Annotated in this window: 25 protein-coding genes; 15 read left to right on the top strand and 10 right to left on the bottom strand. The window is 53.1% G+C overall.

From position 1 onward, the window contains the following. Positions 1-6 precede the first annotated feature (6 nt). A complete protein-coding gene (locus tag AC1WNR_RS11705) occupies positions 7-468 on the bottom strand; it encodes an LPP20 family lipoprotein (protein ID WP_481644672.1) in 462 nt (153 codons plus the stop codon). Between the two features lie 300 nt (positions 469-768). Here AC1WNR_RS11705 and flhA point away from each other — a divergent pair, with 300 nt between their 5' ends. From flhA to fliA, 4 genes are read left to right on the top strand one after another with little or no spacing between them, the layout of a single operon-like run. Next, a complete protein-coding gene (gene flhA / locus AC1WNR_RS11700) occupies positions 769-2,886 on the top strand; it encodes a flagellar biosynthesis protein FlhA (RefSeq protein WP_481644671.1) in 2,118 nt (705 codons plus the stop codon). 21 nt (positions 2,887-2,907) lie between these two features. Then, positions 2,908-4,272: a flagellar biosynthesis GTPase FlhF gene (flhF, locus tag AC1WNR_RS11695; protein ID WP_481644670.1), complete on the top strand. Its 1,365-nt coding sequence runs from the start codon at positions 2,908-2,910 to the stop codon at positions 4,270-4,272. Beyond that, positions 4,269-5,090, top strand: a complete 822-nt coding sequence (locus AC1WNR_RS11690; protein WP_481644669.1) for a P-loop NTPase — start codon at positions 4,269-4,271, stop codon at positions 5,088-5,090. The genes flhF and AC1WNR_RS11690 overlap by 4 nt, the downstream gene beginning before the upstream one ends. Beyond that, the gene (gene fliA, locus AC1WNR_RS11685) at positions 5,090-5,806 is read left to right on the top strand and encodes an RNA polymerase sigma factor FliA (protein ID WP_481644668.1); all 717 of its coding nucleotides are present in this window, start codon (positions 5,090-5,092) and stop codon (positions 5,804-5,806) included. Before AC1WNR_RS11690 ends, fliA begins: the two co-directional genes overlap by 1 nt. On the opposite strand, the gene AC1WNR_RS11680 is transcribed toward fliA, so the two are convergent. From AC1WNR_RS11680 to AC1WNR_RS11660, 5 genes are all read right to left on the bottom strand, one after another. Beyond that, a complete protein-coding gene (locus tag AC1WNR_RS11680; RefSeq protein ID WP_481644667.1) occupies positions 5,803-6,360 on the bottom strand; it encodes a hypothetical protein in 558 nt (185 codons plus the stop codon). The two genes, fliA and AC1WNR_RS11680, sit on opposite strands and share 4 nt — an antisense overlap. Positions 6,361-6,434: 74 nt before the next feature. Then, positions 6,435-6,908, bottom strand: a complete 474-nt coding sequence (locus AC1WNR_RS11675) for a DUF2938 domain-containing protein (RefSeq protein ID WP_481644666.1) — start codon at positions 6,906-6,908, stop codon at positions 6,435-6,437. Between the two features lie 10 nt (positions 6,909-6,918). Continuing rightward, positions 6,919-7,878, bottom strand: coding sequence for a 2-hydroxyacid dehydrogenase (locus tag AC1WNR_RS11670; RefSeq protein ID WP_481644665.1), 960 nt, complete (start codon positions 7,876-7,878; stop codon positions 6,919-6,921). 17 nt (positions 7,879-7,895) lie between these two features. Beyond that, a complete protein-coding gene (locus AC1WNR_RS11665; protein ID WP_481644664.1) occupies positions 7,896-8,681 on the bottom strand; it encodes an SDR family oxidoreductase in 786 nt (261 codons plus the stop codon). Beyond that, a complete protein-coding gene (locus AC1WNR_RS11660; protein WP_481644663.1) occupies positions 8,681-9,880 on the bottom strand; it encodes a mandelate racemase/muconate lactonizing enzyme family protein in 1,200 nt (399 codons plus the stop codon). Before AC1WNR_RS11660 ends, AC1WNR_RS11665 begins: the two co-directional genes overlap by 1 nt. Positions 9,881-10,019: 139 nt before the next feature. Here AC1WNR_RS11660 and AC1WNR_RS11655 point away from each other — a divergent pair, with 139 nt between their 5' ends. From AC1WNR_RS11655 to AC1WNR_RS11640, 4 genes are all read left to right on the top strand, one after another. Beyond that, positions 10,020-10,535, top strand: a complete 516-nt coding sequence (locus AC1WNR_RS11655; protein ID WP_481644662.1) for a gluconokinase — start codon at positions 10,020-10,022, stop codon at positions 10,533-10,535. A 142-nt stretch (positions 10,536-10,677) separates the two neighbouring features. Next, positions 10,678-11,697, top strand: coding sequence for a methionine synthase (locus AC1WNR_RS11650; protein ID WP_481644661.1), 1,020 nt, complete (start codon positions 10,678-10,680; stop codon positions 11,695-11,697). Positions 11,698-11,855: 158 nt separating this feature from the next. Then, positions 11,856-13,067, top strand: a complete 1,212-nt coding sequence (locus AC1WNR_RS11645) for a methyltransferase (protein WP_481644660.1) — start codon at positions 11,856-11,858, stop codon at positions 13,065-13,067. A gap of 172 nt (positions 13,068-13,239) precedes the next feature. Further along, positions 13,240-13,467, top strand: a complete 228-nt coding sequence (locus AC1WNR_RS11640) for a hypothetical protein (protein ID WP_481644659.1) — start codon at positions 13,240-13,242, stop codon at positions 13,465-13,467. Positions 13,468-13,812: 345 nt separating this feature from the next. On the opposite strand, the gene AC1WNR_RS11635 is transcribed toward AC1WNR_RS11640, so the two are convergent. From AC1WNR_RS11635 to AC1WNR_RS11625, 3 genes are read right to left on the bottom strand one after another with little or no spacing between them, the layout of a single operon-like run. After that, a complete protein-coding gene (locus AC1WNR_RS11635) occupies positions 13,813-14,562 on the bottom strand; it encodes an SDR family NAD(P)-dependent oxidoreductase (RefSeq protein ID WP_481644658.1) in 750 nt (249 codons plus the stop codon). Between the two features lie 13 nt (positions 14,563-14,575). After that, on the bottom strand, positions 14,576-15,313 hold the full coding sequence (locus AC1WNR_RS11630) for an SDR family oxidoreductase (protein WP_481644657.1): 738 nt from the start codon (positions 15,311-15,313) through the stop codon (positions 14,576-14,578). An 18-nt stretch (positions 15,314-15,331) separates the two neighbouring features. Then, positions 15,332-17,113 (bottom strand): IlvD/Edd family dehydratase, encoded by a 1,782-nt coding sequence (locus AC1WNR_RS11625; protein ID WP_481644656.1) that lies wholly within the window; start codon positions 17,111-17,113, stop codon positions 15,332-15,334. Positions 17,114-17,280: 167 nt separating this feature from the next. Here AC1WNR_RS11625 and AC1WNR_RS11620 point away from each other — a divergent pair, with 167 nt between their 5' ends. From AC1WNR_RS11620 to nfsA, 3 genes are read left to right on the top strand one after another with little or no spacing between them, the layout of a single operon-like run. Beyond that, complete coding sequence (locus AC1WNR_RS11620) at positions 17,281-17,979, top strand: RraA family protein (protein WP_481644655.1); 699 nt, start codon at positions 17,281-17,283, stop codon at positions 17,977-17,979. A 10-nt stretch (positions 17,980-17,989) separates the two neighbouring features. Then, positions 17,990-18,754, top strand: coding sequence for an SDR family NAD(P)-dependent oxidoreductase (locus AC1WNR_RS11615; protein ID WP_481644654.1), 765 nt, complete (start codon positions 17,990-17,992; stop codon positions 18,752-18,754). A 31-nt stretch (positions 18,755-18,785) separates the two neighbouring features. Further along, positions 18,786-19,517: an oxygen-insensitive NADPH nitroreductase gene (gene nfsA / locus AC1WNR_RS11610; protein ID WP_481644653.1), complete on the top strand. Its 732-nt coding sequence runs from the start codon at positions 18,786-18,788 to the stop codon at positions 19,515-19,517. A gap of 76 nt (positions 19,518-19,593) precedes the next feature. On the opposite strand, the gene AC1WNR_RS11605 is transcribed toward nfsA, so the two are convergent. Beyond that, complete coding sequence (locus AC1WNR_RS11605; protein WP_481644652.1) at positions 19,594-20,520, bottom strand: NAD(P)-dependent oxidoreductase; 927 nt, start codon at positions 20,518-20,520, stop codon at positions 19,594-19,596. 103 nt (positions 20,521-20,623) lie between these two features. Between AC1WNR_RS11605 and AC1WNR_RS11600 the strand changes: the two genes are divergently transcribed. From AC1WNR_RS11600 to denD, 4 genes are read left to right on the top strand one after another with little or no spacing between them, the layout of a single operon-like run. Further along, positions 20,624-21,541 carry a dihydrodipicolinate synthase family protein gene (locus AC1WNR_RS11600; protein ID WP_481644651.1) on the top strand — a complete coding sequence of 306 codons (918 nt, stop codon included), beginning with the start codon at positions 20,624-20,626 and terminating at the stop codon, positions 21,539-21,541. Further along, on the top strand, positions 21,541-22,917 hold the full coding sequence (locus AC1WNR_RS11595; RefSeq protein WP_481644650.1) for an FAD-binding oxidoreductase: 1,377 nt from the start codon (positions 21,541-21,543) through the stop codon (positions 22,915-22,917). Before AC1WNR_RS11600 ends, AC1WNR_RS11595 begins: the two co-directional genes overlap by 1 nt. A 1-nt stretch (position 22,918) precedes the next feature. Next, positions 22,919-24,070 carry a fumarylacetoacetate hydrolase family protein gene (locus AC1WNR_RS11590; RefSeq protein WP_481644649.1) on the top strand — a complete coding sequence of 384 codons (1,152 nt, stop codon included), beginning with the start codon at positions 22,919-22,921 and terminating at the stop codon, positions 24,068-24,070. A 31-nt stretch (positions 24,071-24,101) separates the two neighbouring features. Next, positions 24,102-25,064 (top strand): D-erythronate dehydrogenase, encoded by a 963-nt coding sequence (gene denD, locus AC1WNR_RS11585; protein WP_481644648.1) that lies wholly within the window; start codon positions 24,102-24,104, stop codon positions 25,062-25,064. The last annotated feature ends 31 nt before the right edge of the window (positions 25,065-25,095 follow it).

Genomic DNA, 25,095 nt, shown 5'->3' with positions numbered 1-25,095 from the left:
AGCCGATTAGTTTATGAACAGATAACGCTGACGGATTTCATCTACTGCACTCTGCTCAATCTCTAGCCGCGTCTCATAGCTGTCGCTACCGATCGGTGTGATGCTGACGAGTCGAGCGCCATAGACCAGACCCTCTACCTGGGCACGGATGGCATCGTGACTAGTGACCGCCTCTTGCAGTGTTGTGGTAGCGTTAATATTTTGACCATACACCTGTTCAGTGAGGTTGCGGTAGGCATCGATCTTCGAGGCGCGGATTGCCATCAGGCGGCGTTGCGAAGGGTTGTCTGAGAGTTGAGCGCTGATGTTGGCGTAACCGCTACTGGTTAGTACACGCGTTTCATAAAGCGGGAGCGCCTCCTGGGCAACTTCAACTTGCATACTATTTGCCACTGTTTGTTGAGGTTGCAGATGATTACAACCGCCCAGCGCCCCTAGGCAGAGACTCAGAATTAGTAGATGTTTCATCAAGACAATCTCCAAAAATGTGTTGGCCAAGCTCAACTCGCCAGGTTTACAACGCTTCCGCTTCTATACATTGGTTATCGGCAGGCATCTGAAGAACTTTAGTGCTTTATTCTTTGGGACCAACGCAGATCTGGCATGGTGCTTGCAATTCTTCAATTGCGTCCGATTTTTAGTGACTTTAGTGAAAATTGAGGCAAAAGAGACGGATTGCAGAGTGGCCTATTATTCATAATAAAATCAGTTGTTTATAGGCTTTTTTATCAGTTTTAGCCGCTTTACAAGCGGATTGGAACCAGAATAATGGTCGATGCGCTGACATCACAGCTGTCAAATATTTGGCGTCACATGGCGGCCTTTGGGGGCGCCTCTTTGGCGATCCCAGCGGTGCTCTTCTGCATCATCATTATGATGGTAATTCCGTTACCCGCCATTCTGCTAGACATCTTTTTCACAGCGAATATCGCGCTCTCGTTGATCATTGTAATGATCTGTATCAGCGCACTGAAACCACTCGACTTCTCTTCATTTCCTACAGTGCTGCTCTTTGCCACGCTGTTGCGTTTGGCGCTTAACGTTGCATCAACCCGTGTAGTGTTGGTTGAAGGGCACACCGGGAGTAATGCTGCGGGCAGCGTGATTGAAGCCTTTGGCCAGTTCATCATCGCTGGTAACTACCTGATTGGTATCATCGTCTTTTCAATTTTGATGATCATTAACTTCGTAGTGGTTACCAAGGGTGCCGGGCGTGTCTCGGAAGTGACAGCACGATTTACCTTGGATGCGATGCCCGGAAAACAGATGGCGATCGATGCAGATCTTAATGCAGGTATCCTTACCAAAGAGGAGGCTAAAGCTCGCCGTGCTGAGGTGGCTGCAGAGTCAGAATTTTACGGTTCGATGGATGGTGCCAGCAAATTCGTCAAAGGTGATGTGATCGCCGGTATCATTATTCTAGTGATTAATATCGTGGGTGGATTGATTATTGGGATGGCATTCCACGGCATGAGCCTCAGCGATGCAGCCCAGACCTACGCACTACTGACAATTGGTGATGGTCTAGTGGCCCAGATCCCGTCACTCCTCTTGGCAACTGCCACGGCGATAATCGTGACTCGTGTCTCAGCAGACACCACCATGCATAGCCAAATAAAAACGCAGATGGGAAGCTTCCAGCCGCTTGCATTGACCGCTGGTATTCTGCTGATCATCGGTGTTATTCCGGGCATGCCGAATCTGATCTTCCTGTCGATGGCAGCGCTAGCGGCCGGCTTATGTTACCTCGCCTATCGGCGTGACCAGTTGGAGGAGGCGCAAGAGGAGGCCGACGAGGCGCAAGAGCAAAGTGCAGAAATGGTCGAGCTGTCGTGGGATGATGTGCCTAAAGTTGATGTGATTGGCCTGGAGGTGGGTTATGGCTTGATTCCGCTGATTGATAAGGCCCAGGGTGGCGATCTAATGCAGCGGATCAAAGGGGTGCGCAAAAAGCTGTCACACCAGCTTGGTTTCCTGATTCAAACTGTTCATATCCGCGACAATTTGGACCTTTCCCCGAATCAGTATCGAATCAACATCAACGGCGTGACGCGCGGTCAGGCCGAGTTGATGCCGGGGCGCGAGCTGGCGATCAACCCGGGCGTTACCCATGGGGCGCTGAACGGGATTGAGACTCGTGATCCAGCGTTTGGTTTGGAAGCAATTTGGATTACCCCAGATCAGCGCGAGTACGCACAGACGCTAGGTTATACAGTCGTGGACGCCTCCACTGCACTGGCTACGCATTTAAATAAAATCCTTCAAGAGAATGCAAGCGACCTCATCGGTCATGATGAGGCGCAGCAGTTGCTGGATCAGTTGGCCGCCAGCGCGCCTAAGTTAGTCGAAAGTCTGGTGCCGAAGAAAATTTCGCTCGGTGTTTTTGCCGCGGTACTGCAGAACCTCCTAGAGGAGGGGGTGCCCATCCGTAACATTAAAGGCATTGTCGAGGTGCTGTCGAACTGCGCTGATAGTACCCAAAATGCCGAGGATCTTACCGCTGCCGTGCGCCCCAGTTTAGGTCGCATGATTGTGCAGTCGCTGGCAGATATTGGTGAGGATCTTTCGGTGATGACGCTCGCACCAGACCTAGAACAACTACTGCACACTGTTCTGCAGCAGGGCGGTATGGGTGGCGACAACATTGAACCAACCTTAGCTGAGCAACTGTTAACAAACCTCTATGCCAGCAGTGAGCAGTTGGTAGAAGAGGGAATTCAGCCAGTGCTAATTGTGTCGCCGACCGTGCGCCCCTGGTTGGCTAAATTTGTGAAGCACCGTGTACCTGGGCTTGTGGTGTTGGGATTCAATGAAATACCGGATGAGCAGGGCATACGTGTTGTTCGAACCATAGACCGCAAAGTAAGCGATCAACTGGAAAATTAGTGAGTAGTTTGAGGCCGAGTTATGAATATTAAACGTGTAGTCGAGAAAGATACCCGTACCGCCTTTGAGAAGATCAAAGCCTTGTACGGTGAAGACACGGCAATCCTCTCTAATAAGAAGGTCGGTTCACAGGTTGAAGTTGTTGTCGCGATCGATCTCAACGATGGCAGTTACGCACTGGAGGATGATCCGCACGCGAATGTCGGGGCGGTGGTGTCAAAGCCGCGGGCCCGTGTGCAATCCCAGAATAGTGATGCACCGACTGTCGACTGGATGCAGGCTCGACGAGCGGCAGAACAACGTACAAGCGATCAATCCGAGCGCCCTCATGCAGCTCCACTCAGCGAACAGGAGAGTATTGACCAAGTTCGCAAGCTGCTGGAAAAAACTCGTCCTGAGGCTGAGGCGTCTTCACCGACTGCAGTGGCACCAAAACCTGAACCTTCACTCGCAAGTCTTGCGCTGGAGATGGGGATGTTGCGGGATCTGTTTCAAAGTCATATTGAGAATCAAATGGCACAGGAGCGCAATGCACTTGGGCTGTCTGCTAAAGATATGTTGCGTACACTGGAGCAGCAGAGCGTCCAGCAACAGCAATTGGCGCGGCTGCAGACACACCTCAATGGTGTTGAGGACGCCCAGGTGATTGATGACACTCTGGATTGGTTTAACGAGCGCTTGTGTACATCTGATCTTAATCCGATTGAAGAGGGTGGTATCTATGCCCTTGTTGGACTTTCGGGTGTCGGAAAAACGACGACTATCGCAAAACTTGCGTCACAGGCGGCGCTAATACATGGCCGTGGTAATATTGCTTTGATTACCTTGGACCACAATAGAATTGGCTCACGTGAGCAGATGAAGCTGTTCGGCATGATGCTGGGTGTGGATGTCATAAACACCTCAAGTACGGCAGAGTTAAAACGCGGATTAGCAGCACTAGGAAGCAAACGTTTGGTTCTGATAGACACTGCGGGCGTTAGCCTCAGGTCCAACGGACTATCGGTACTTGTGGATTCATTGATGTCGAGCCATCCCCGGCTGAAGGTACTGCTAACGCTTGCTGCTAACAATCAGACTGCGATCAACCAGCAGAACTGTGACGCGCTGCGCGGTAAAGCGGCAGGAACTATTGTGACCAAACTAGATGAGACACTAGACTGCGGCGGGGTTGTATCGGCCCTTGTCGATTCGGGTATCGGATTGGTGGGTGCTTGTGAGGGACCTGAAATTCCTGGGTGTTATACGCCGATGACCAGCACTGAGTTAGTTGCTCACTGGTTTGATCTTGACACCGAGACCCCGGGGTCTTCAGAAGTCTCAACCGCCGATACTGACCTTGGCTTTAGTGCGCTGACTGACTTTAAAGTAGGAGCGGCCCAATGAACCAGAGCCCAAGTGTCCAAGTGATTGCGCTGACCTCAGGTAAGGGGGGGGTTGGTAAGACAAACGCTGCTATTAACACTGCTATCGCCCTGCAGCGGGCGGGGAACAGAGTACTCCTACTCGATGCTGATTTAGGCCTTGCTAACGTCGATGTTATGCTGGGTCTCTATGCCAGACACAACCTATCGCATGTGTTGTCAGGTGAGAAGCGGATAGGTGAGATTCTAATTGAGGGACCCGCTGGAATACAGATAGTGCCTGCCTCCTCCGGGGTTAAGAGTATGGCCGAACTGAGTGAACAGCAGATTGGTCATCTTATTCAGGCATTCAGCGAACTTAACGATGCCTATGACTATTTGATCGTGGATACAGCCGCAGGAATTTCAGCGGGTGTGCTCTCATTTCTGCAGGCTGCTCACCATGTGTTGGTTGTGGTGGTCGATGAGCCAAGCTCCGTGACAGACGCCTACGCAATGATCAAAATTTTGCGCCGTGACTATGATGTTAACAACATCTGGTTGGTTGCCAATCTTGTGGACAACGCCCTACACGGCCAGAAACTGTTCGATAAGTTGAACTCTGTAGTTGAGCGTTTTTTAGGTCAGGGTGTTAACTACTTGGGCGCTATCCCCCGGGATCGCCTGTTAAGTGAGGCGAACCGTCAGCAGCGTGCAGTCTTTGAAGCAACACCGAGTGCGAAGTCATCTCAGTCTTACCTCAATGTGGCGAACAAAATTGCCAAATGGACGAAGCCAACAGTCGCCAGAGGTCAGTTGGAATTTTTTGTTGAGCGTCTAATTGAGAGGGCATCAGCCTAATGCGTGATCTTAGCCTCTACAGAGAGAATGCGCGAGTCAAAGCAAGCTCCACGCTAGAGGAGCATGCGCAACTTGTTAAGCAGGTTGCAATGCATCTGATTGCTCGTTTACCGGCGAGTATTGAGCTGGATGACCTGATTCAGGTGGGCATGATCGGTCTGCTTGAAGCTGATCAGACTTTCGATCCGACTAGAGGGGCGCAGTTCGAAACCTTCGCACGCTTCCGTATTCGTGGAGCGATGATTGATGAAGTTCGTCGCACTAGTAACCTTCCGCGCAGTGTTATGAGCAATATTCGCGAGACTACAAAGGCTCGCGGGGAGTTGGAGCAGCGCCTCGGTCGTGCTGCCTATGACTCAGAGATGGCGGACTATATGGGAGTTTCGCTTGAGGATTATCACGCTAACTCTAGTAAAAACCATCAATACCAGACGGTTTCACTTACGGATAGCGAATCAGGGAGCGAGTCTGAACTGCGCTTCGAAGGCTTGAGTATCAGTAAACAGTTGGCTGATGGTCAATTTCGCACCGCTCTCGCGACGGCAATCGGTGAGCTTAGTGAACGTGAACAGTTGATTTTCTCGCTCTACTACAACGACGAGATGAACCTCAAAGAGATTGCGCTAATCCTGGGCGTGACAGAGTCTCGAGTCTGCCAAATTCAACGTCAGGCGATCAAAAAACTTCAGACGCTCTTAGCCGAGCACATCGATTAAGACTGGCTGGCGGCCTTATTGCACGCCTCGAGGCCTTCTAGCAGCTCGCGACCCAAACTGGAATTAGACTCCTTTAGCCGCGATACTTCGTTGCGCACTTTATCATTCAGCTGTCGAATTAGACGGCTGAGTCGTTTGGTCTCTCCCTCGGCTGAGTTCATCTTCTGAATTGCCCGCCCGATCTCATAGTAGTCGTTATAGATCGGCTGATCCGCACGCACCTCCAACTTACACTGTGCGTGCAGTTCACAGTAGATAGAAGCGATGGCACGTGTCTGTCCATTGAGTTCATTCAGTGAACCTTGCAAATGATGAAGCTGAGCGCGCTCGGTATCTAGGTCGAGGTGCATTGCGATCGATTGGGTGTAATCGGCGTAGCACTGACTGAGCACAGTCAGCTTTTCTATACTCGGTTGTGTTGAGTTCAGAGTGCTGCAGGCGCTCTGCGTACTGATTACGGAGTTTGAGTTTTTCGTCGGCGCCATACTTACCGAACAACCTGAGATTAGTAGTGTGGCTAACAGTGTACTCGGAAGTATAGCGTAGGCGCGCATGCTGACTCCTAAATAACGAAACCTCTGAACAACAGCATACCAAGGCTGATGCTCGAGCTAAAGAACATCAGGAGTCAGATAAACAGCACCGGGGGGTACATCCCTAGGCCGAAGGCTGTATGAGCAACCAGACCAAGGAAACGGCCTTTCCAGGGCGTTGGTGTCTTCGATAGAGCCCAGCCCAACCCCATTCCCGGATGCAGCAGAAACCATCCAGCGGCTATCGTAACGAGTGCAAAGATCCACAGCGGCAGGAAGGATGGGTTTGCAATCCAAGCTTCACCGGCGATCAGTATCCAGAAAACGCCGTAGTTGATGCCGACGGCATAGTGGAATGCCCAGCCAATCGCGACCTCGTTTTTCACCGCGGGTGATTTGCTAATGTCCTCATGAAAGATCTTTGGTAGATGCGCAAACCAGCGGCCTGGATTGCCCCAGTTAGGCAGTGGCATTTTGAAGATCCAATGTTGAATCAGGGCCCAGATATCCATAGCGATCGTGCCGCCGATGCCCATAAGAATGCCGAGTTCAATTGGGGATAGGTTCATTTTTTTAGCTCTACTTCAGTGAGTTAAGGATCGCTTCGCCACGTGCGAGTCGGTTGATATTGTCCGCCATCTGCTGCTGGCGCCGTGCAATAGTGCCTTCGGTCCAGCCTGACATATGTGGCGTCATCAACACATTGTTTAACTCAGCAAAGGGCAGGGCAGACGGGTTTGGATTGGCGTTATCTGGGCTCGGGTACTGGTACCAGGTATCGATGATCGCCGAACCTATATTGCCATTTTTCAGCGCACTGAACAGGTCCTGCTCATCGGCAACGGCACCGCGTCCGACGTTCACAAAGACCCCGTCCGCCCTCATTGCGTTAAAGATCTCGGCGTTGATCAAGCCTTCAGTGGCTGGCGCTAGGGGAAGACAGTTAACCAAAATATCGACCTCAGCTGCCATCTGAGCGAGGTCCGTTAGCGCAAAGTTCTTATTGTACTGCACATCAATCGCAGAGCGGTTTGCCATCATCACCTTCATGCCAAAGGCTTGTGCTCTTTTGGCAATCTCTTTACCGATATGGCCGTGGCCTACAATGCCGATGGTTTCGCTACCCAGCTCGCTACGCAGGCCTGTTGGCTTACCGGCCCAGTAGTGCCAATTGCGCTCGCGCAGCTGAGAGTCTGCTTCGAATAGCGGCACGTGGCGGCTAAGTAGCGCCATCATCACATACTCGGTTATCGCCTTCTCATGACCGAAGACGTTGGCGGCGTCACAGCTAGGCGGCAGTGCATTCAGGTCGACCTTGTCGTAGCCGGCGCTGGGTAACTGGTAGAGTTTGGCGTTCAGCTGTGGCAGAGCATTGTCGTAGCGAATACCAATAACGATATCCGCCGCCTGATAGGTCGCAATATTCTCTGCGCTGTCGATCTGATCCGGTACATAGCTGATTGAGTGATCCTGCTCCAACAGAGTTTCAAACTGCGGCATAAAGGTTTGGGCATTAGCCCCGTGAAAGACGATTTTCATTCGTTTAATAACCCAAATTAGAGAACGGAGATCATGCCGCCGTCGACATAGATGATCTGGCCTGAAACATAGTTAGACGCATTGGATGCAAGATAAACACAGGTGCCCACAAGCTCTTCGGGCTTGCCCCAGCGGCGCATTGGCGTGCGCCCTTTAACCCAGGCATCGAACTCAGGGTTGTTGATCAGCGCCTCGTTCATATCGGTGATCATGTAGCCCGGGCCAATCGCATTTGCCTGGATGCCGTGTTCGCTCCACTCGGCTGCCATCGCTTTGGTCAGCATCTTGATACCGCCTTTGGCGACGGTATAGGGGGCGACAGTTGCGCGTGCCAGCTCAGAGGTGAGTGAGCCGATATTAACGACCTTGCCACGCCCGCGCGGGATCATTCGCTTGGCCGCTTCGCGGCCAATCACAAAGGCCGATGTCAGATTGGCGTCTAGCACCCGTTGCCAGTCTGCTGTCTCCAGCTCAACCATCGGTTTACGGAACTGGATACCAGCATTATTCACCAGAATTGAGACTTCAATGCCGTCGTTATCAAAGCGCTCGAAGGCTGCCTTTACTGCACTCTCATCCGTGACATCGAAGGCGGCGGTAACAACTTCATAGCCGGATTCGCGCAGCTTATTTGCGCTCTCTTCAAGTCGCTCTGGATTAACGCCATTGAGTACGATGCGTGCACCCGCTTGCGCTAGCCCTTGCGCAAAGGCGAAGCCCAGCCCGCGTGACGAGCCTGTGATTAGGGCTGTCTGCCCTGATAGATCAAATAAGCCAGAGATATTTAATTGAGTTGTGCTCATTAGTTCAGTTCGCTCTGTCGAGTGGTAAGATCGCCGCGTTCAAAGAAAGAGGGGAGTAGTTCAACGCCGAGTCCAGGTGCCTCCATGGGGTAGACGTAGCCCCCCTCGATTTTTGGCATCTCGGTTACGAGTTCCAGGTACCAGCCTTTGTAGAAGGCGCGCACCGACTCTTGAATATAGGTGTTGGGCTGGCTGATGCTCATATGAATGGCTGCAACAAAGCCAATTGGACCTATGCAGTCGTGCGGCGCAAAGGGTTTGTGGTGCAGGTCGGCCAGGGCCGCAATCTTGCGCCCCTCTGTTAGACCGCCGGTCCAGCAGAGGTCGGACATCACAACATCTATCGCGTCTTTGTCGAGGTAGTCCTTGTAAGCGAAACGTGAGCCCAGTGTCTCGGATGCACAGCTCCAGATCGGCGTGGCAGCGCGGAAATCGGCTAGCGCCTGCGGGTTGTTCATGCGGATAGGATCCTCACACCAGCGCGGCTTGAACTGTACCAGTTCGCGGGCGATATCCTGTGCAACCGGCAAGTTCCACAAGCAGTGCATCTCCACCATCACATCAATCTGGTCGCCGACCGCTTTGCGGATGCTCTCAAATGGCTGCAGTGCTGTGCGCATCTGTTCCACGGTGATGAACTGTCCCTGATTCTCAATAGCCGGTGGGTCGAATGGCCAGATCTTCATTGCCGTGATGCCCTGTTCCAGCAGGTCCTCGGCGAGCGCGCCGGCATTGGTCATAAAGGCATCAAGATCTTCGTAGCGACCTGACTCACCTAAGTTCCAGGTGTTGACCGGTTTAATATCGTTGGAGCGCACATAGCGGGTGCCGGCGCAGGTGTTGTAGATGCGCACCTTGTCCCAGGATTGCCCACCCAACATGGTGTGTACCGGCTGGCCTGCGACCTTTCCGAAAATATCCCAGAGGGCGATATCGATCGCCGACGCGGCGCGATACTCGACACCCGTCGAGGCCTGCGCATTCGGCAAAGAGATCATCTCTTTGTGCAGTGTTTCGATATTGAGTGGATTCTTGCCTAGCAGACGTACGGCTAGCGTGTTGTGAATGTGCGCTTCGCAGGCTTCGGCGCCGTAAAAGGTTTCGCCTAGGCCAGTGATGCCGGCATCGGTTTCGACATGCACCCAGAGGACGTTGGCAAATTCGTCGACACGGTAGGTACGGATTCCTGTGATCTTCATGAAGCGCTCTTTGGGGTCAAACCGGAAGCGAAGGTTCGCGCCTTTCCGGCAATGTTATTTTTCTTAAGAATGGTATACCATTTCTGACGGGTTGAATAAAGCGGCAAGTGATAGCGGCGTATATAGGATGGAAAAAAGCGTGAGTGACCTTCAACAAGCAAAAGCGATAGTCGTCATGGGTGTCTGCGGTTGCGGCAAGTCGACTGTTGGAATTGAACTTGCAAAACGCTTGGGTATGTCCTTCATTGATGCCGACGATCTGCACCCTTCAGCCAACATTGCTAAGATGAGTCAGTCGGTACCCTTGAGTGATGATGATCGCTGGCCTTGGCTAGATATTGTCGGCAAAGAGCTCGCTTCTGAGGCGGGTGCGTCTAGTGGTGCAGTCGCCGCCTGCTCGGCGCTGCGCCAGGCCTATCGTGATCGAATTACTGAAGCTGCGGGGCAGCCTGTTCTGTTTGTTCATCTGGCAGGTAGCTATGAGTTGATCTCCGAGCGCTTGAATGCCCGCGGTGGGCACTTTATGCCACCCGCGCTGTTGAAGTCACAGTTTGAGACCTTAGAGACGCCCAACGAAAACGAGCTGGCCGTTGAGGTGGATATTGCACTTGGGGTTGATCAGATTGTGACTCAGATTGTAGACCTTCTTAGCTGATCTTTAGGCGTACAGCGGATCCAAAATTACCGTCTGCTGTGGTCGCTTCGATCCATTTTCCGCTTATTATCCATATTAGTTGACCCGCCAGATTGGCTGGACCGTATAGCTGTGGGTGCTTTTTAATTCGAGGGGAACTCCAATGTTCAAAACTGCAATTGCTGGCAGCCTGCCAAAGCCAAACTGGCTTGCTGAAACCGAGAAGCTCTGGCCAGAGTGGAAGTACGATGGTGACGAGTTGCTGCAGGCAAAGGCTGATGCAACCTTGCTCTGGATTAAAGCGCAGGAGGATGCGGGGCTGGACGTGATCGGTGACGGTGAAATGGCTCGCCAGCATTTTGTTCACGGTTTTGTTGAGCACGTTGAGGGTATCGACTTCGACAACAAGGTGACTATGGGTATTCGTAACAATCGCTACGACGCTCAGGTACCTCAGGTGGTCGCGCCCCTGCGTCTAAAAGGTCGCGTGCACGAGTTTGAAGCACGCATTGCACGCGCGCATACCAAGAGAAAGCTGAAATTCACCCTCCCAGGTCCGATGACCATCGTTGATACCGTGGCCGACCGCTACTACGGTGACAGAGTCAAAATGGCGATGGCTTTTGCCGAGCTACTGAACCAAGAGGCGCTGGCGCTGCAGGCTGATGGCGTTGATATTATTCAGTTCGATGAGCCTGCTTTTAATGTCTACATGGAAGAGGCCGCTGACTGGGGGGTTGCTGCATTAGAGCGTGCTTGTCAGGGACTCACTTGTACTACCGCAGTACACATCTGTTACGGCTACGGCATCGAAGCCAACAATAAGTGGAAAGAGACTCTGGGTCATGAGTGGCGCCAATACGAAAAGGTTTTTCCAGCCTTGGCGAAAAGCAGCATCGATCAAGTAAGTCTGGAGTGCATGCACTCGCATGTGCCGATGGAAATGATGAAACTGCTTGAGGGCAAGGACGTCATGGTCGGTGTGATCGATGTCGCTAGTGAGGTTATAGAGACACCGGAAGAGATCGCTGAGACAATCGGGCAGGCACTGCAATATGTGCCTAAGCATCATCTTATCGCCTGTACCAACTGCGGTATGGCGCCCATGAATCGCGATATTGCCCAAGCGAAGCTTGAGGCTCTGGCTGAGGGCGCTAAGCTAGCCAGCGAAAAGTTTGGCTAATTTAGCCGGTTCCTAGCAAAAACGTGCGGTCCAGGCTGCGCGTTTTGCTTTTTGGGACTTGGTAAATCCGCTGCGCCACTGACAGCTGATTCTCGAGTAGGCACAATACGCACATTATCGACCCAAGTTTGGGTTTGTCTGAAGTGCACGGAGTTTTGATGACCTCGCTCAGCGATCAGTTACTTAAACTAGGATCGGCCCTGCATGCCTGCCAGCACCTTTGGCAGCCAGAGCCGTTTCTATGCAGTGCATCGCCCTGGAGTGAAAGTGAGTCAAAGTTAGATACTGCGCTGATGGCTCTGACCCATGATGAGGTAGAGGCGCTTATTAAGTCCCCTGAACTGTGCACGCAGTGGCTAAAGAATCTTGTGCCTGATTACATTGAGCCGCTATTAGCCTGGGAACCTACCACTAATAACCATCGAGTCGATATCAGTCAGCCGGCTATCGCAGCGGGTATTCCGGGCCGCAAGTGGCAGCAGATCAATTACTTCAGTGACCTGATTAAACCCCTAACTCCGCTTCGAAGTCATCTCGACTGGTGTTCGGGTAAAGGCTATTTGGCAACGACGCTGGAGCATACTCACAATATCGAGAGCTCACACTGTCTGGAGATTGATAACCATCTTTGCTGCTCTGGTCGCGCGCGGGCACAAAGCTTCAACCTCCAAACCCAGTTCCACTATTGTGATGTGTTGCAACCCTTGGATAGCGATCTGCTTACCCTTGGCCAGAGGCATACCGCACTGCACGCCTGCGGTGGTCTGCATCGCAGTATGCTGAGGCAGGCGAGCGAGGTGGCGGAACAGATAATTCTGGCCCCCTGTTGTTACCACCTGTATAGCGATCAGACGGACAGTCGCCTCTCTAGTGCCGCGCAGAAACTCTCCCTAGTGTTTGATCGAAATACCCTACGCCTTCCGTTGCTCGAGACAGTAACCGGCGGTGTACGAGTACAACGCCTACGTGCTACCGAACTAATCTGGCGTCTGGCGTATGAAAACTGGCGTGTAGAGACTACGGGTGACACGAGCTATCGCTCCCTCGCATCGGTTCCTAAAGCGATCTTCAATCAAGATCCGTCTGGTTTTTTTCACTGGGCAGCACAGCAGCACGGTCTGGAATGGGAAGAGAAAGATTTAGAATCCTACTTAATCGTCGGCAGAGAGCGGTTCTTGCTCTGCGAACGATTGGGCATTGTGCGTCAGGGGCTAAAACGCTTTTTGGAGCATTTGATTGTTCTTGATCTTGGGTGTTATCTGGAGGAACGAGGCTTTCAAGTTAGCATCACAGAGTTTTGCCCAAGAGAAGTCACCCCACGAAATTTAGCCATCGTCGCGGTTAAAAAAAACCTGGGGTTAGGACGCTAGCGTCAGAAGTCGAATAGTCTCTTATGGAAGCAGTGCATTGAGGCCTCCTCATTCAGAGCGCACTTGAGGAGCTGTGTAGAGAGCTGAGAGCTGCTACCGGGCGCGACCATTGTCTCTCGTTCCTTGAAATCAGTATACGCACTACTAAGGCAACATGGATGGATGCACGAATATGAACGATATCAATCACTTAAATATTGTGGGCGAGGTGACTCCGCAAGAACTGGTCAAACAGTGCCGCGCTGGATTCGATATGATGGCTAAAGCCTTGCCGAATAAACGCTCATTAGCTGATCAGGCTGCAGCGCTGGAGTTGATGGCAGAGTCTGCTCGGCGAGCGGCTGAGGCTATTGAGCAGGAGGGTTTGCGCATCGAAGCTCAATATGGCGCTGGACGCTAAGCTTGTCGCTATAGCGAGGCTGCGGCAAGAAACTCCGTATCCTTTTTCGTAATTTATAGCAGCCTTCGCGTCGTAACCCTGCAGTATGTGTTGATCTTCGCATTGGGCAAACACGCAGTGTTTGAAATTGTTGAGCGTGATGCAGATTGATTCAGGCGGCGGTTATTCGCGAGAGTTTCACCAAGTCATTCCGCTAAATGGCGCCTAAGTGCCGTAAGCAGCCGCGCGATACGCTTTGCGTACAGCGCTCGTACAGCGCTCGTACAGCTGTATAAACGGGTGCTTAAAAAACAAAAGAGGGCATTCGCCCTCTTTTTAGTTACTCGATATCGAGTGTGCGATCGATTAAACGCGCAGTGCTGGCAGCCCCACGCCGGTCGCTTCAAAACCGCCATCGACTGCAATCACCTGACCGCTGACAAACGATGCTTTGGGCGAGCAGAGGAAGTAGATAACTTCCGCGAGCTCACGTTCGCTGCCGTAGCGGTTCAGAGGGATAGAGTCGTGGTACGCCTTGATGATCTCGGGTGAGTGCACCGCAACCGAGAGTTTGGTTTTTACCGGACCCGGTGCAACACAGTTGGCACGAATACCGTATTCGCCGAGTTCACAGGCTTGCTGCTTAGTCAGGTGCGCCACAGCCGCCTTAGACGTGCCGTAGGCAACGCGCAGCGTTGAGGCACGCAGGCCAGAGATGGAGGCGATATTTACAATAGCGCCTGAACTCTCTTTTAGCAGCGGCGTTAGTGCTTGGCTCAGATAGAAAAGACCATCGAGGTTGGTGTCCATAATCTTGCGCCAGAGCTTCTCATCGCACTCTTCAATCGGTCCGAAGTCTGCGACGCCGGCGTTGTTAACCAGCGCATCTAAACGGCCAAACTCAGCACGAATCTGCTCAGCTACTTTGGCTGTGTTTTCAATGATGGAGACATCGTAGAGGTAGGCGCTGGCACCGAGTTCAGCGGCGGCCTCTTCCAGTGCAGGCTCATCACGGTCGAGGATGATCACCTCATAATCGTTTTCCAGGAACAGCTTTGCTGTCGCCATACCGATGCCGCGAGCACCGCCGGTAACCAGCGCTACAGGTTTAGTCATGCCAGCTCTCCGATTAACCGCGGCCAATGAATGGCATATTGGTTGCCATCACCGTCATAAACTGCACGTTGGCGTCCAGCGGTAGCTCAGCCATATGCAGTACCGATTTAGCGACGTGGCTTACATCCATGACGGGTTCAATCTCAATACGTCCGTCAGCCTGAGGCATACCGGTTGTCATCGATGCTGCCATTGCTGTGAGCGCGTTGCCGATATCGATCTGACCACAGGCGATGGAGTAGGGGCGTCCATCGAGGCTGATTGAGCGCGTCAGACCCGTAATCGCATGCTTAGACGTGGTGTAAGGTGCAGAACCCCAACGCGGTACATGCGCGGAGATAGAGCCGTTGTTAATAATGCGGCCACCCTGAGGGTCCTGCGCGCGCATAATCGCAAACGCCTTGCGGGCGCAGATGAATGAGCCAGTTACGTTGATATCCATGAGGTTGCGCCACTCATCAACATTAAGCTCATCAATGGTTTTGCCCAGCAGTGCGACACCTGCGTTGTTAAACAGAGCGTCAACTCGGCCCCAGGTATCGCGCGCCCTATTGAATGACTGCTCTACATCATCTTCGTTGGTGATATCACACTGCATTACCAGTGCATTGGGGTTGCCCGCGGCAGTCTCTTCGAGCTGCTCTTTACGACGGCCCACCAGGCCGACTTTCCAGCCAGCTTCGAGGAAATGCTCAGCGGTCGAACGGCCGATACCTGAACCGGCGCCCGTAACGATAATCGATTTGGACATTGTTATTATTCTTCCTTATCAGTGGTTATCCCGAGGGATATTACGGCCGGTCTTCTGGTACTTAGTTGCAAGCTCCAGACAACCGCCATCCGCCAATTGGCCAACGTGTGTACGGTAGATCTCTTCCCAAGGTGTCATATGAATGAGTTCAGGTTTCTTCCACGCTTTGATGCGAGCCTGCCACTCTTCGTCTGATACCAGCGCATTAAGTGTTGAGTTGTTCAGATCCAGACGTACCTTGTCACCGGTCTTCAGGTAGGCCAAGCCACCTCCGACGACTGACTCTGGGCTCGCATTCAAAATTGAAGGGCTCTCAGAGGTTCCAGACTGGCGCCCATCACCCACGGTAGGTAAGTGGTTGATGCCTTGTTTGATGATCTCATCGGGTGGCTGCATGTTGACCACCTCGGCAGAACCCGGGTAACCAACACAACCTACACCGCGGATAAACAGAATGGTATGGTCATCGATGCCCAAGCTCTTGTCGTTGATGCGGTCGTGGTAATCCTCGGGGCCTTCAAAGACAACAGCTTTGGCTTCGAATACGCCCTCGTTGCCGGGTTGTGATAGGAAGCGCTCCTGGAAGTCTTTTGAGATAACACTGGTCTTCATCAGCGCCGAGTCAAACAGGTTGCCCGATAACACTTTGAAGCCCGCGTTTTTGCGCAGCGGCTCGTCGTACGTGGTGATTACGTCGAGGTCCTCACTTGCAGCGCCCTGCAGATTTTCGCCCATGGTTTTGCCGGTCGCTGTCATTACGTCAGTGTGAATGCGGCCTGCTTTGATCAGCTCGCCCATCACAGCTGGTACACCGCCGGCGCGGAAGAAGCTCTCACCGAGGTACTCACCGGCTGGCTGCATGTTAACCATCAGTGGTACGTCGAAACCGATCTTCTCCCAATCTTTCACATTGAGCTCTACGCCAATGTGACGAGCGACGGCCTGCAGGTGTGGTGGCGCATTCGTTGAACCGCCAATCGCCGCATTCACAATAATCGCATTTTCAAACGCTTCGCGGGTCATGATGTCCGATGGTTTAAGGTCTTCGTAAACCATCTCAACGATGCGTTTACCGGTCTGGTAAGCCATCGCCATGCGCTCACGGTAGGGTGCAGGAATCGCGGAGTTACCACTCAGTGACATACCCAGGGCTTCGGCCATGGCATTCATCGTGCTGGCCGTGCCCATAGTGTTACAGTGACCAAGCGATGGAGCCGACGAGCAGACGCGCTCCATAAACTCTTCGTAGTCGATCTCGCCAGCTGACAGCAGACGGCGGCTCTCCCAGACGATAGCGCCGGAACCCGCGCGCTTACCTTTCCACCAACCGTCCAGCATTGGACCGCCATTGAGGGCGATCGCTGGGATATCAACAGTGGCAGCACCCATCAGCATCGCCGGGGTCGTCTTGTCACAGCCAGTTGTCAGAACAACGCCATCCAGTGGGTAACCCTGCAGCACTTCAACGAGACCGAGGTAGGATAGGTTGCGATCTAGCGCAGCGGTAGGGCGCTTACCTGTCTCCTGAATCGGGTGAACTGGGAACTCCATCGGGATGCCGCCAGCTTCACGGATGCCGGCCTTGATGCGGTCCATCAGGAAGACGTGAATTTTGTTACACGGAGAGATATCGCTACCGGTCTGCGCGATACCGATAACGGGCTTCTCGCTCTGCAGCTCTTCGCGGGTGAACTCTTGGTTCTGGTAGCGCTCTAAGTAAAGCGCGGTCATACCTGGGTTGTTTGGGTTGTCGAACCACTCTTGGGAACGAAAACGCTTGTTGGCCTTGGTATTGGACATGCCATGAACTCCTGGCTGATGGTTGTAATTGTGATTTTTATCGGTCTTTAGTTGGCATCATTATGTGAAGCTGGTATACCAAAAGCAACCATTACAAATTAATAATTCTGGATGTTGTTTATCCGGAAACTTCTGATAGAAACCGACAAGAAAAATTAGAGATTCCCATGATTAAAGAACCCGCTTTGCTAACCATTCGCAAGAATTTCCCTCGCCCAACCGCCGAGCAAGTCGCTGCCTTCAAAGACATTCCAACTGGCTTCATCTGCGACGCGCTAGATGGCCAAGCGGCAATGAACTCCAGTGTTAAGCCCATCGGCGGTGGTCGCGATATTAAGTGCGTCGCCACAGGTGTAGCGGTGGTTGCTGAAAATGGCCCCGCTGAGATCCTGGCCACTATGGGCGCTATCCACATTATGCAACCTGGGGACATCATCGTCTCTGCGGTGCATGGCCACACAAATTGCTCGGCTGCCGGTGACCGTTTCTGCGGCATGCTGAAAAACAAGGGCGCTGCTGGCTTCGTCACCGATGGCGAGATGCGTGATTACGTGGGTATTGTCGAAGTAGGGCTACCAGCTTGGTGTGCGGGTCTTAACCCTAACTCGCCTTACTCTAAGGGTCCTGGCCGAGTCGGCTTTGGTGCTGTAGTGGCAGGCCGTTATGTTGAGAGTGGCGATATTATCGTAGCTGATGGTGATGGCGTCGCGGTCGTTCCCTTTGCTCGCATCGACGAAATAATTGCCAAGCTCGAAGACATCAAAGCGCTGGAGTATGAGTTGGATGCCAAGGTGCAGTCTGGCTACTGCGAGATGCCCGCTATTGAAGAGATGATTGCTGACGGCCGTGCCGTAGTTGTGGATTGAGGAGCGCACCATGTCAGTTACTGAGAACAAATATGCAGTTGCAGGGCGTATCGCGGTAGTGACCGGTGGTGCTCAAGGCATCGGTTTTGCGGTTGCGGCCAAACTGTTGGCCAACGGTGCACGTGTTGCACTCTGGGATCTGAATGTAGAGAAGGCTCAGGAGGCTGCGAAAAACCTTAGCACTCTGGGAGAGACCGTTGCCGTTGAGTGTAACGTCAGCAACTATGACAGCGTAACAGCGGCACTAGCGCAAACTGAGGAGGCGCTTGGCGGTGTGGATATTCTGGTGAACTCTGCAGGTATCGCCGGTTCAAACGCGACGATCGAAGATTACGATGTTATGGAGTTCCAGCAGATCGTCAATATCAACCTGATGGGCACCTTCTACACGAATAAAGCGGTTATCACCGGTATGAAGGCGCGTAACTTCGGTCGCATCGTTAATATCGCGTCGATTGCCGGTAAAGAGGGTAACCCTAACGCAGGTCCATACTCGGCTTCCAAAGCAGGCGTAATCGGTTTGACTAAATCGATCGGTAAAGAGCTCGCTGGTTTCGATATCGCCTGTAACTGCGTTACGCCGGCGGCAGCACGTACGCCAATCTTCGACCAGCTCTCAGAAGAGTTTATCGAATACATGCTCTCAAAAATTCCGCGTAATCGATTCCTAGAAGTGGAAGAGGTGGCGTCGATGATCGGCTTCTTGGTAAGCCCCGAGAACTCGTTTACGACTGGAGCGGTTTTTGATCTCTCTGGTGGTCGCGCGACGTATTGATGCCCACAACCCCGGTATACAAGGATTTACAATGAGTTCAGTTAGAGAGTTAATGAGATCCCACGTCTCGGTTCGATCTTTTACCGATGAGCCGGTAGCGCAGGAGACGCTGTTAAATATCATTGAAGCGGGTCAGTCGGCTTCCACCTCGAGCCATGTGCAAGCCTATTCGGTTGTGCGAGTGACGGATCCGGCCAAACGCCAAGCCATCAGTGAAGCGGCAGGAGGCCAGAAGTGGGTGATCAGCGCCCCTGAGTTTCTGGTCTACTGTGCTGACCTTCGCCGACTTAACTACGCCTGCACCAAAGCGGGTATGGGTGAACTTGAAGGACTGACCGAGCACTCGGTGGCTGCAGCTGTTGATGTGGCCCTATTTGCTCAGAATGTGCTTCTAGCTGCGGAGTCTGAAGGACTGGGTGGTGTATTTATTGGCGGTATCCGTAACGCACCGGATGTGGTCATTGAACAACTCCAACTGCCCGAGTTTGTCTTCCCGCTGTTTGGAATGTGTCTGGGTAAACCGAAAGAGCGTAACGCTACCAAGCCGCGCTTGCCGCTTGAAGCAGTGCTTCATACCGATAGCTATGACAGCGAAAAGATTCAGCCGCTTGTCGATGGTTACGATGAGGTGATGGCTGCTTACTACGCAGATCGTGGAGTGGCTGGAACCAATTGGAGTGACTCTGTGTCAAAAGCGCTCCAGCTGAAACGCCGCGAGCACATGCGCGAGATGCTGAATGACTCCGGATTTTTCAGATCTTAGCAGGGTTGCGAATGTGCTTTATAAAAATCACAAGGGAGCATAACGCTCCCTTTGATTTTTGTTTTAGTACGCCGGTTTACGTCTTCGGCATGCTTTCGCGGGCGATTGCATCAATATCCAGGCCATTGAGTCGGCCAACGTGGTCGCTGAGCATCGGTACGAAGTCGCCACCGGCACCAATTGCTTGGGTGTGGGTGTAGTAGTGGCGTGCCGCTGAGGCCATAACGTTCATAACCCCGGCATCGGTTGCCATAGCGTTAACGTAACGGATGTCCTTGGCCATATTGTCGATGGAGAACTTGTGGGCGTTCTCGTCGCGTTCGCAGACATATTGCATGAAGGTGTTGAAGAAGCCGGAGCCGAGGCGGCTCGGCGCGATCACCTCGCGGAATGCATGCGGTGAGATACCAACGGCGGCGCCCAGTGAGATCGCTTCGGAGTAGAGTGAAGCGTAGCTGGCGCCGAGGAAGTTCATCAGCAGCTTCATCTTATGGCCGGTACCCACCTCGCCAATACGCGTGATGGTGCCCGCCCAGCAATCGATAACGGGCTGTACCTGCGCAAAGATCTCTTCACTGCAACCCACCATCGCATCCAGCTCGCCCGATTCAGCCTCTTTCGGTGTACGGCCCAGTGGTGCATCCACCATATGCATGCCGGCTTCGGCCAGTTCCGCAGCCAATGCGAGGGTGACTGTAGGGTCGGATGTTGAGGTGTCGATTACAATCGTGCCGGGACGCGCGCCAGCCAGAATGCCGTTGTCGCGAATAGCGGCCTGTACCTGTTCAGAGTTGGAAAGGCAGAGGTGAATGATGTCGCACCTCTCGGCCAGCTCTTTGATGCTACTCGCTTCATTTGCGCCTATGCCAACCAGACTATCGATCGGCTGACGGTTGCGGTTTCCTTTGATCCACAGAGGGTAGCCGCCTTTGAGAATATTCTTCGCCATGCCATGGCCCATATAGCCGACACCAATAAAGCCAATTGTGGGTTTTGCGCTCATCTTGTTTTCCTTATAAGGCGCGGCGCGGGCCGCGAATTTGTTTGACTTTTTATAAACGGTATACCATTTTAGGGGGCTTGCAAACCGCCCGTTAAGAGGAAGTATGACACACGCTACTTACACCGGCATTTGGCCGGTTGCGCCAACCCCATTTAGTGATGATGGCACCGTCGACTTGGAGGGGATGAAGCGCGTCCTGGATCTGATGATAGATCAGGGTGTGGATGGTATCTGTATCCTCGCTAACTTCTCAGAACAATTTCTGATCTCCGATGCCGAACGCGAAACGTTGACGCGCCTCTGTCTTGAGCATGTGGCTGGTCGTGTACCGGTTATTGTTACCATCAGCCACTTTGCGACTCCGATCGTTGTTGATCGTGCGCGCTTCGCCAAGGATCTCGGTGCCGATATTGTCATGATGATGCCGCCGTATCACGGCGCTCTGCTCAAAGGGAACGCTCAGCAGACCTTCGAGCAGTTCCAGGCAGTCAGTGAGGTCGGTATTCCTATTATGTTGCAGGATGCACCGCTCTCAGGCGTCGACCTTCCTGTCCCGCTGTTGGTAAAAATGGCGCAAGAGATTGAGATGCTCAAGCTGTTTAAGATTGAGTGTCCACGCGCCGCTGCCAAGTTGCGTGCTCTGATTGCCGAAGGTGGCGCCGCTATTGAGGGGCCATTTGATGGTGAAGAGGCGATCACGCTGCTGGCCGATCTCGATGCGGGTGCAACGGGTACGATGACCTCGGCAATGATTCCTGATCTTATCGGTCCTATCGTGCGCGATTTTCTTGCCGGTAACCGTGCTGCAGCCGTTGAAGGCTATGCCCGCGTGCTTCCCGCTGTTAATCATGAGAACCGCCAGTGTGGCTTCCAGTCTGCCAAAGCGGCGATGGTTGCCGGTGGCGTCATTAAATCTGACTTCTGTCGCCACCCTATCTCTCCACTGCACCCGGATACCAAAGCGCTGCTGATGGAGCTTATTCAGCCTCTTGATCCGCTTGTTCTGCGTTGGGGTAAGTAATGTCTATCCAGTCTGCTATCGATAAAATTTCAGCCTTGTTGGGTGATCGCGTTGTTACCAGTCTCGCTGAGCGCGAGCTGCATGGTGAAAACGAGTCCTACTATCAGAAGGCGTTGCCCGACGCTGTAGTGTATCCAGAGTCAACCCAAGAAGTGTCGCAGATCGTCAAGATCTGTAACGAAGAGCTCTGCCCGGTTGTGCCTTACGGTGCTGCGTCATCCCTAGAGGGTCAGCACTTAGCAGTACAGGGCGGTATCAGCCTCGATATGATTCGCATGAGTAAAGTGCTGGCGGTCAACGCTGAAGATCTCAACGTGATTGTTCAGCCGGGTATTACCCGTAAAACGCTGAATAACGAGCTGCGTAACACGGGCCTGTTCTTCCCGGTTGATCCAGGTGCTGACGCTTCTGTTGGCGGTATGGCCGCTACACGTGCATCGGGTACTGCAGCGGTGAAATACGGCACCATGCGTGATAACGTGTTGGCGATGGAAGTGGTGATGGCAGATGGCACCATCATGCGTACCGGTAACCAGGCGAAGAAATCCGCAACTGGCTATGACCTGACTCACCTTATGGTTGGCTCTGAGGGCACACTGGGCATTATCACCGAGCTTACGCTGAAACTGCACGGTATCCCTGAAGCGCTAACTGCGGCCACTTGCCGCTTCCCAAGCATTGAAGATGCGGTGAACTGCGTCATTATGACGATCCAGTGCGGCCTGCCTGTGGGGCGCATCGAGCTGGTCGACGAGATGATGGTGCGCGGCTTCAATAACTACTCCAAGTCTGAGCTGCCTGAAACACCGCATCTTTTCCTGGAGTTCATCGGCACCACCTCGGGCGTCCAAGAGCAGATGCAAGCCTTTGGCGAGATCGCTGAAGAGTTTGGTGCTGAAGGTTGGACCACGGCGACCCTGGCTGAGGATCGCAACAAGCTTTGGGCGATGCGCCACAAATCACACTACGCCAGTGCTGCACTGGGCGAGGGCGGTCACCTTTGGCCAACCGATGTCTGTGTGCCTATTTCTAAACTGGCTGAGGCCGTTGTGCAGGCTAAAGATGATGCTGTTCGTTTGGGTCTTACCTCGACTATTGTCGGTCACGTGGGCGAGGGTAACTTCCATGCCGGTGTGAGCGTGGATCCAAATAATGCCGATGAGATGGAGCGCTGTGAGCAGTTTATTACTGCGCTGGCCGAGACCGCTCTGCGATTGGGGGGCACGGTATCGGGCGAACACGGTATCGGCCTGGGTAAACTCAAATTTATGGATGCCGAGCACGGTGCGTCGCTTCAGTACATGCGCATGATTAAGAAGAGCTTCGATCCGAACAACATTCTAAATCCGGGCAAAATGATCCCGGCGGAGGCCTAAAATGCTGCCGTACTCAAACCCCACACCTCATGCGCTCTTGGTTGGGCGCGTTTGGATACCTGCAGTTGGCCCGGCGCTGGTGCGTATTGATGGCGAACAGGTGATCAATATCACCAGCAAAGCGGTGCCTACGATGCAGGCGCTGCTGGAGAGTGACGACCTTGTATCTGTAGCGCGCAACGCCGCGGGCACAGAACTCTGCTCGCTGGCGCAACTCACTGAGAATTCGCTGCGAGAGGATCGTGAACAGCATATTCACCTGCTAGCCCCTGCCGACCTGCAGGCGATTAAAGCCTCGGGCGTCACCTTTGCCGAGAGCATGGTTGAGCGTGTGATCGAAGAGCAAGCGGCCGGCGATGCAGACCGCGCTGAGGCGATTCGTGAACGGGTGAAATCCGTCATTGGCGACAGCCTCTCGGGTATCGAACCTGGTTCAGATCAGGCGATGCAGGTTAAAGCCGTGTTGCAGCAAGAGGGGCTCTGGTCACAGTACCTGGAAGTGGGTATCGGGCCTGATGCTGAGGTGTTTACCAAGTGTCAGCCGATGGCCGCGGTGGGCTTTGGCGCTGATGTCGGTATCCACCCGATCTCAACCTGGAACAACCCTGAACCGGAAATCGTGCTGGCGATGAACTCGCGCGGCGATATCGTTGGCGCAACACTCGGCAACGATGTGAATCTGCGTGACGTTGAGGGGCGCTCGGCACTGCTGCTGGGCAAGGCGAAGGATAATAACGCCTCCTGTGCTATCGGTCCCTTCGTGCGTCTGTTCGATGGTGAGTTCACGCTGGACTCTATTCGCAAAGCCGATCTGTCGATGCGCGTTGAGGGTGTCGATGGGTTTGAACTCGATGGCTTCTCATCAATGACTAAGATCAGTCGAGACCCTGCCAGCATCGTGAAGCAGACCATTGGCCGTCATCACCAGTACCCAGATGGATTCTTCCTGTTCCTCGGCACTATGTTCGCGCCCGTCAAAGACCGCGATGCAGCAGGGCAGGGCTTTACCCATCACAGCGATGATATCGTCAAAATTACAGAGCCGAACCTGGGTGAGCTGCGCAACCGTGTGCGTTACTCCACTGAGTGTCCAGAGTGGACCTTCGGAACCTCTGCTCTGATCCGCAATTTAGCTAAACGAGACTTGCTGTAATAGCGGGTCTGCAATTGGAGAGAATAACAATATGAACGTTCTGATTATCGGTGGTGGCGGCTTTGTCGGCCAGAAGCTGGCACGTGCACTGGTTGCTCGTGGTGAACTCAACGGCAAAGCCCTCAGCAGCATTAATCTAGTTGATGTAATGGAGCCTGGTGCCATCGATGGTGGCTCTATTGCGGTAAACACCAGCATCTGTGACATCACCAATACCGCCTCTGTTGCAGAAGCGGTAACGGCCGATACTGATGTGATCTACCTGCTCGCTGCGATTGTTTCTGCGCATGCGGAAGAGGATTTTGACGCCGGTTGGAGCATCAATATGATGGGTACGCTCAACGTGCTGGAGCGAGCGCGTGAGCTGGGTAACAAACCTCGCGTGGTGTTTACCTCCTCTATCGCTGTCTATGGCGGTGAGGTACCGGATCCAATCGTTGATCACAGCTTCCTCAATCCGCAGACCTCTTATGGCGCGCAGAAAGCCGTGGGTGAGCTGCTAATCAACGACTACAGCCGCAAGGGATACATTGATGGAGTGGGCTTCCGTCTACCCACTATCTCTGTGCGCCCCGGCAAACCGAACCGCGCAGCATCGAGCTTCATGTCCTCCATCCTGCGCGAGCCGCTGAATGGCGAGGAAGCGGTCTGTCCAGTTGATGCAGACTTCCCGCACTACTACCTGTCGCCACGTAAGTGTGTGGAGAACCTTATCAAAGGTGCTGAGCTTAAGGCACAAGATCTGGGGCAGAACCGATGCATGATGATGCCCGGTCGTATGTGGACTATTGGCCAGCTCATCGATGCGATGACCAAGGTAGCAGGTCCTGAACCTGCCAAACTCATTAAATGGGAAGCTCAGCCGGAGATTCAGAAAATTGTTAAAGGCTGGCGCTTTGATCTGCGTCCCGAGAAGTCGCTGAAGCTAGGCCTGACTGCGGACGAATCTTTCGAGGATAACATCCGTTACTATATTGAGGATGATCGTCCCTAGTCACCTTAGTAGCGCATCATTGAATCGATAG

The sequence above is a fragment of the Marinobacterium marisflavi genome, from assembly GCF_982447095.1.
Note: the sequence above shows the minus strand (reverse complement) of the source record. Positions and strands in the feature narration are given on the sequence as shown.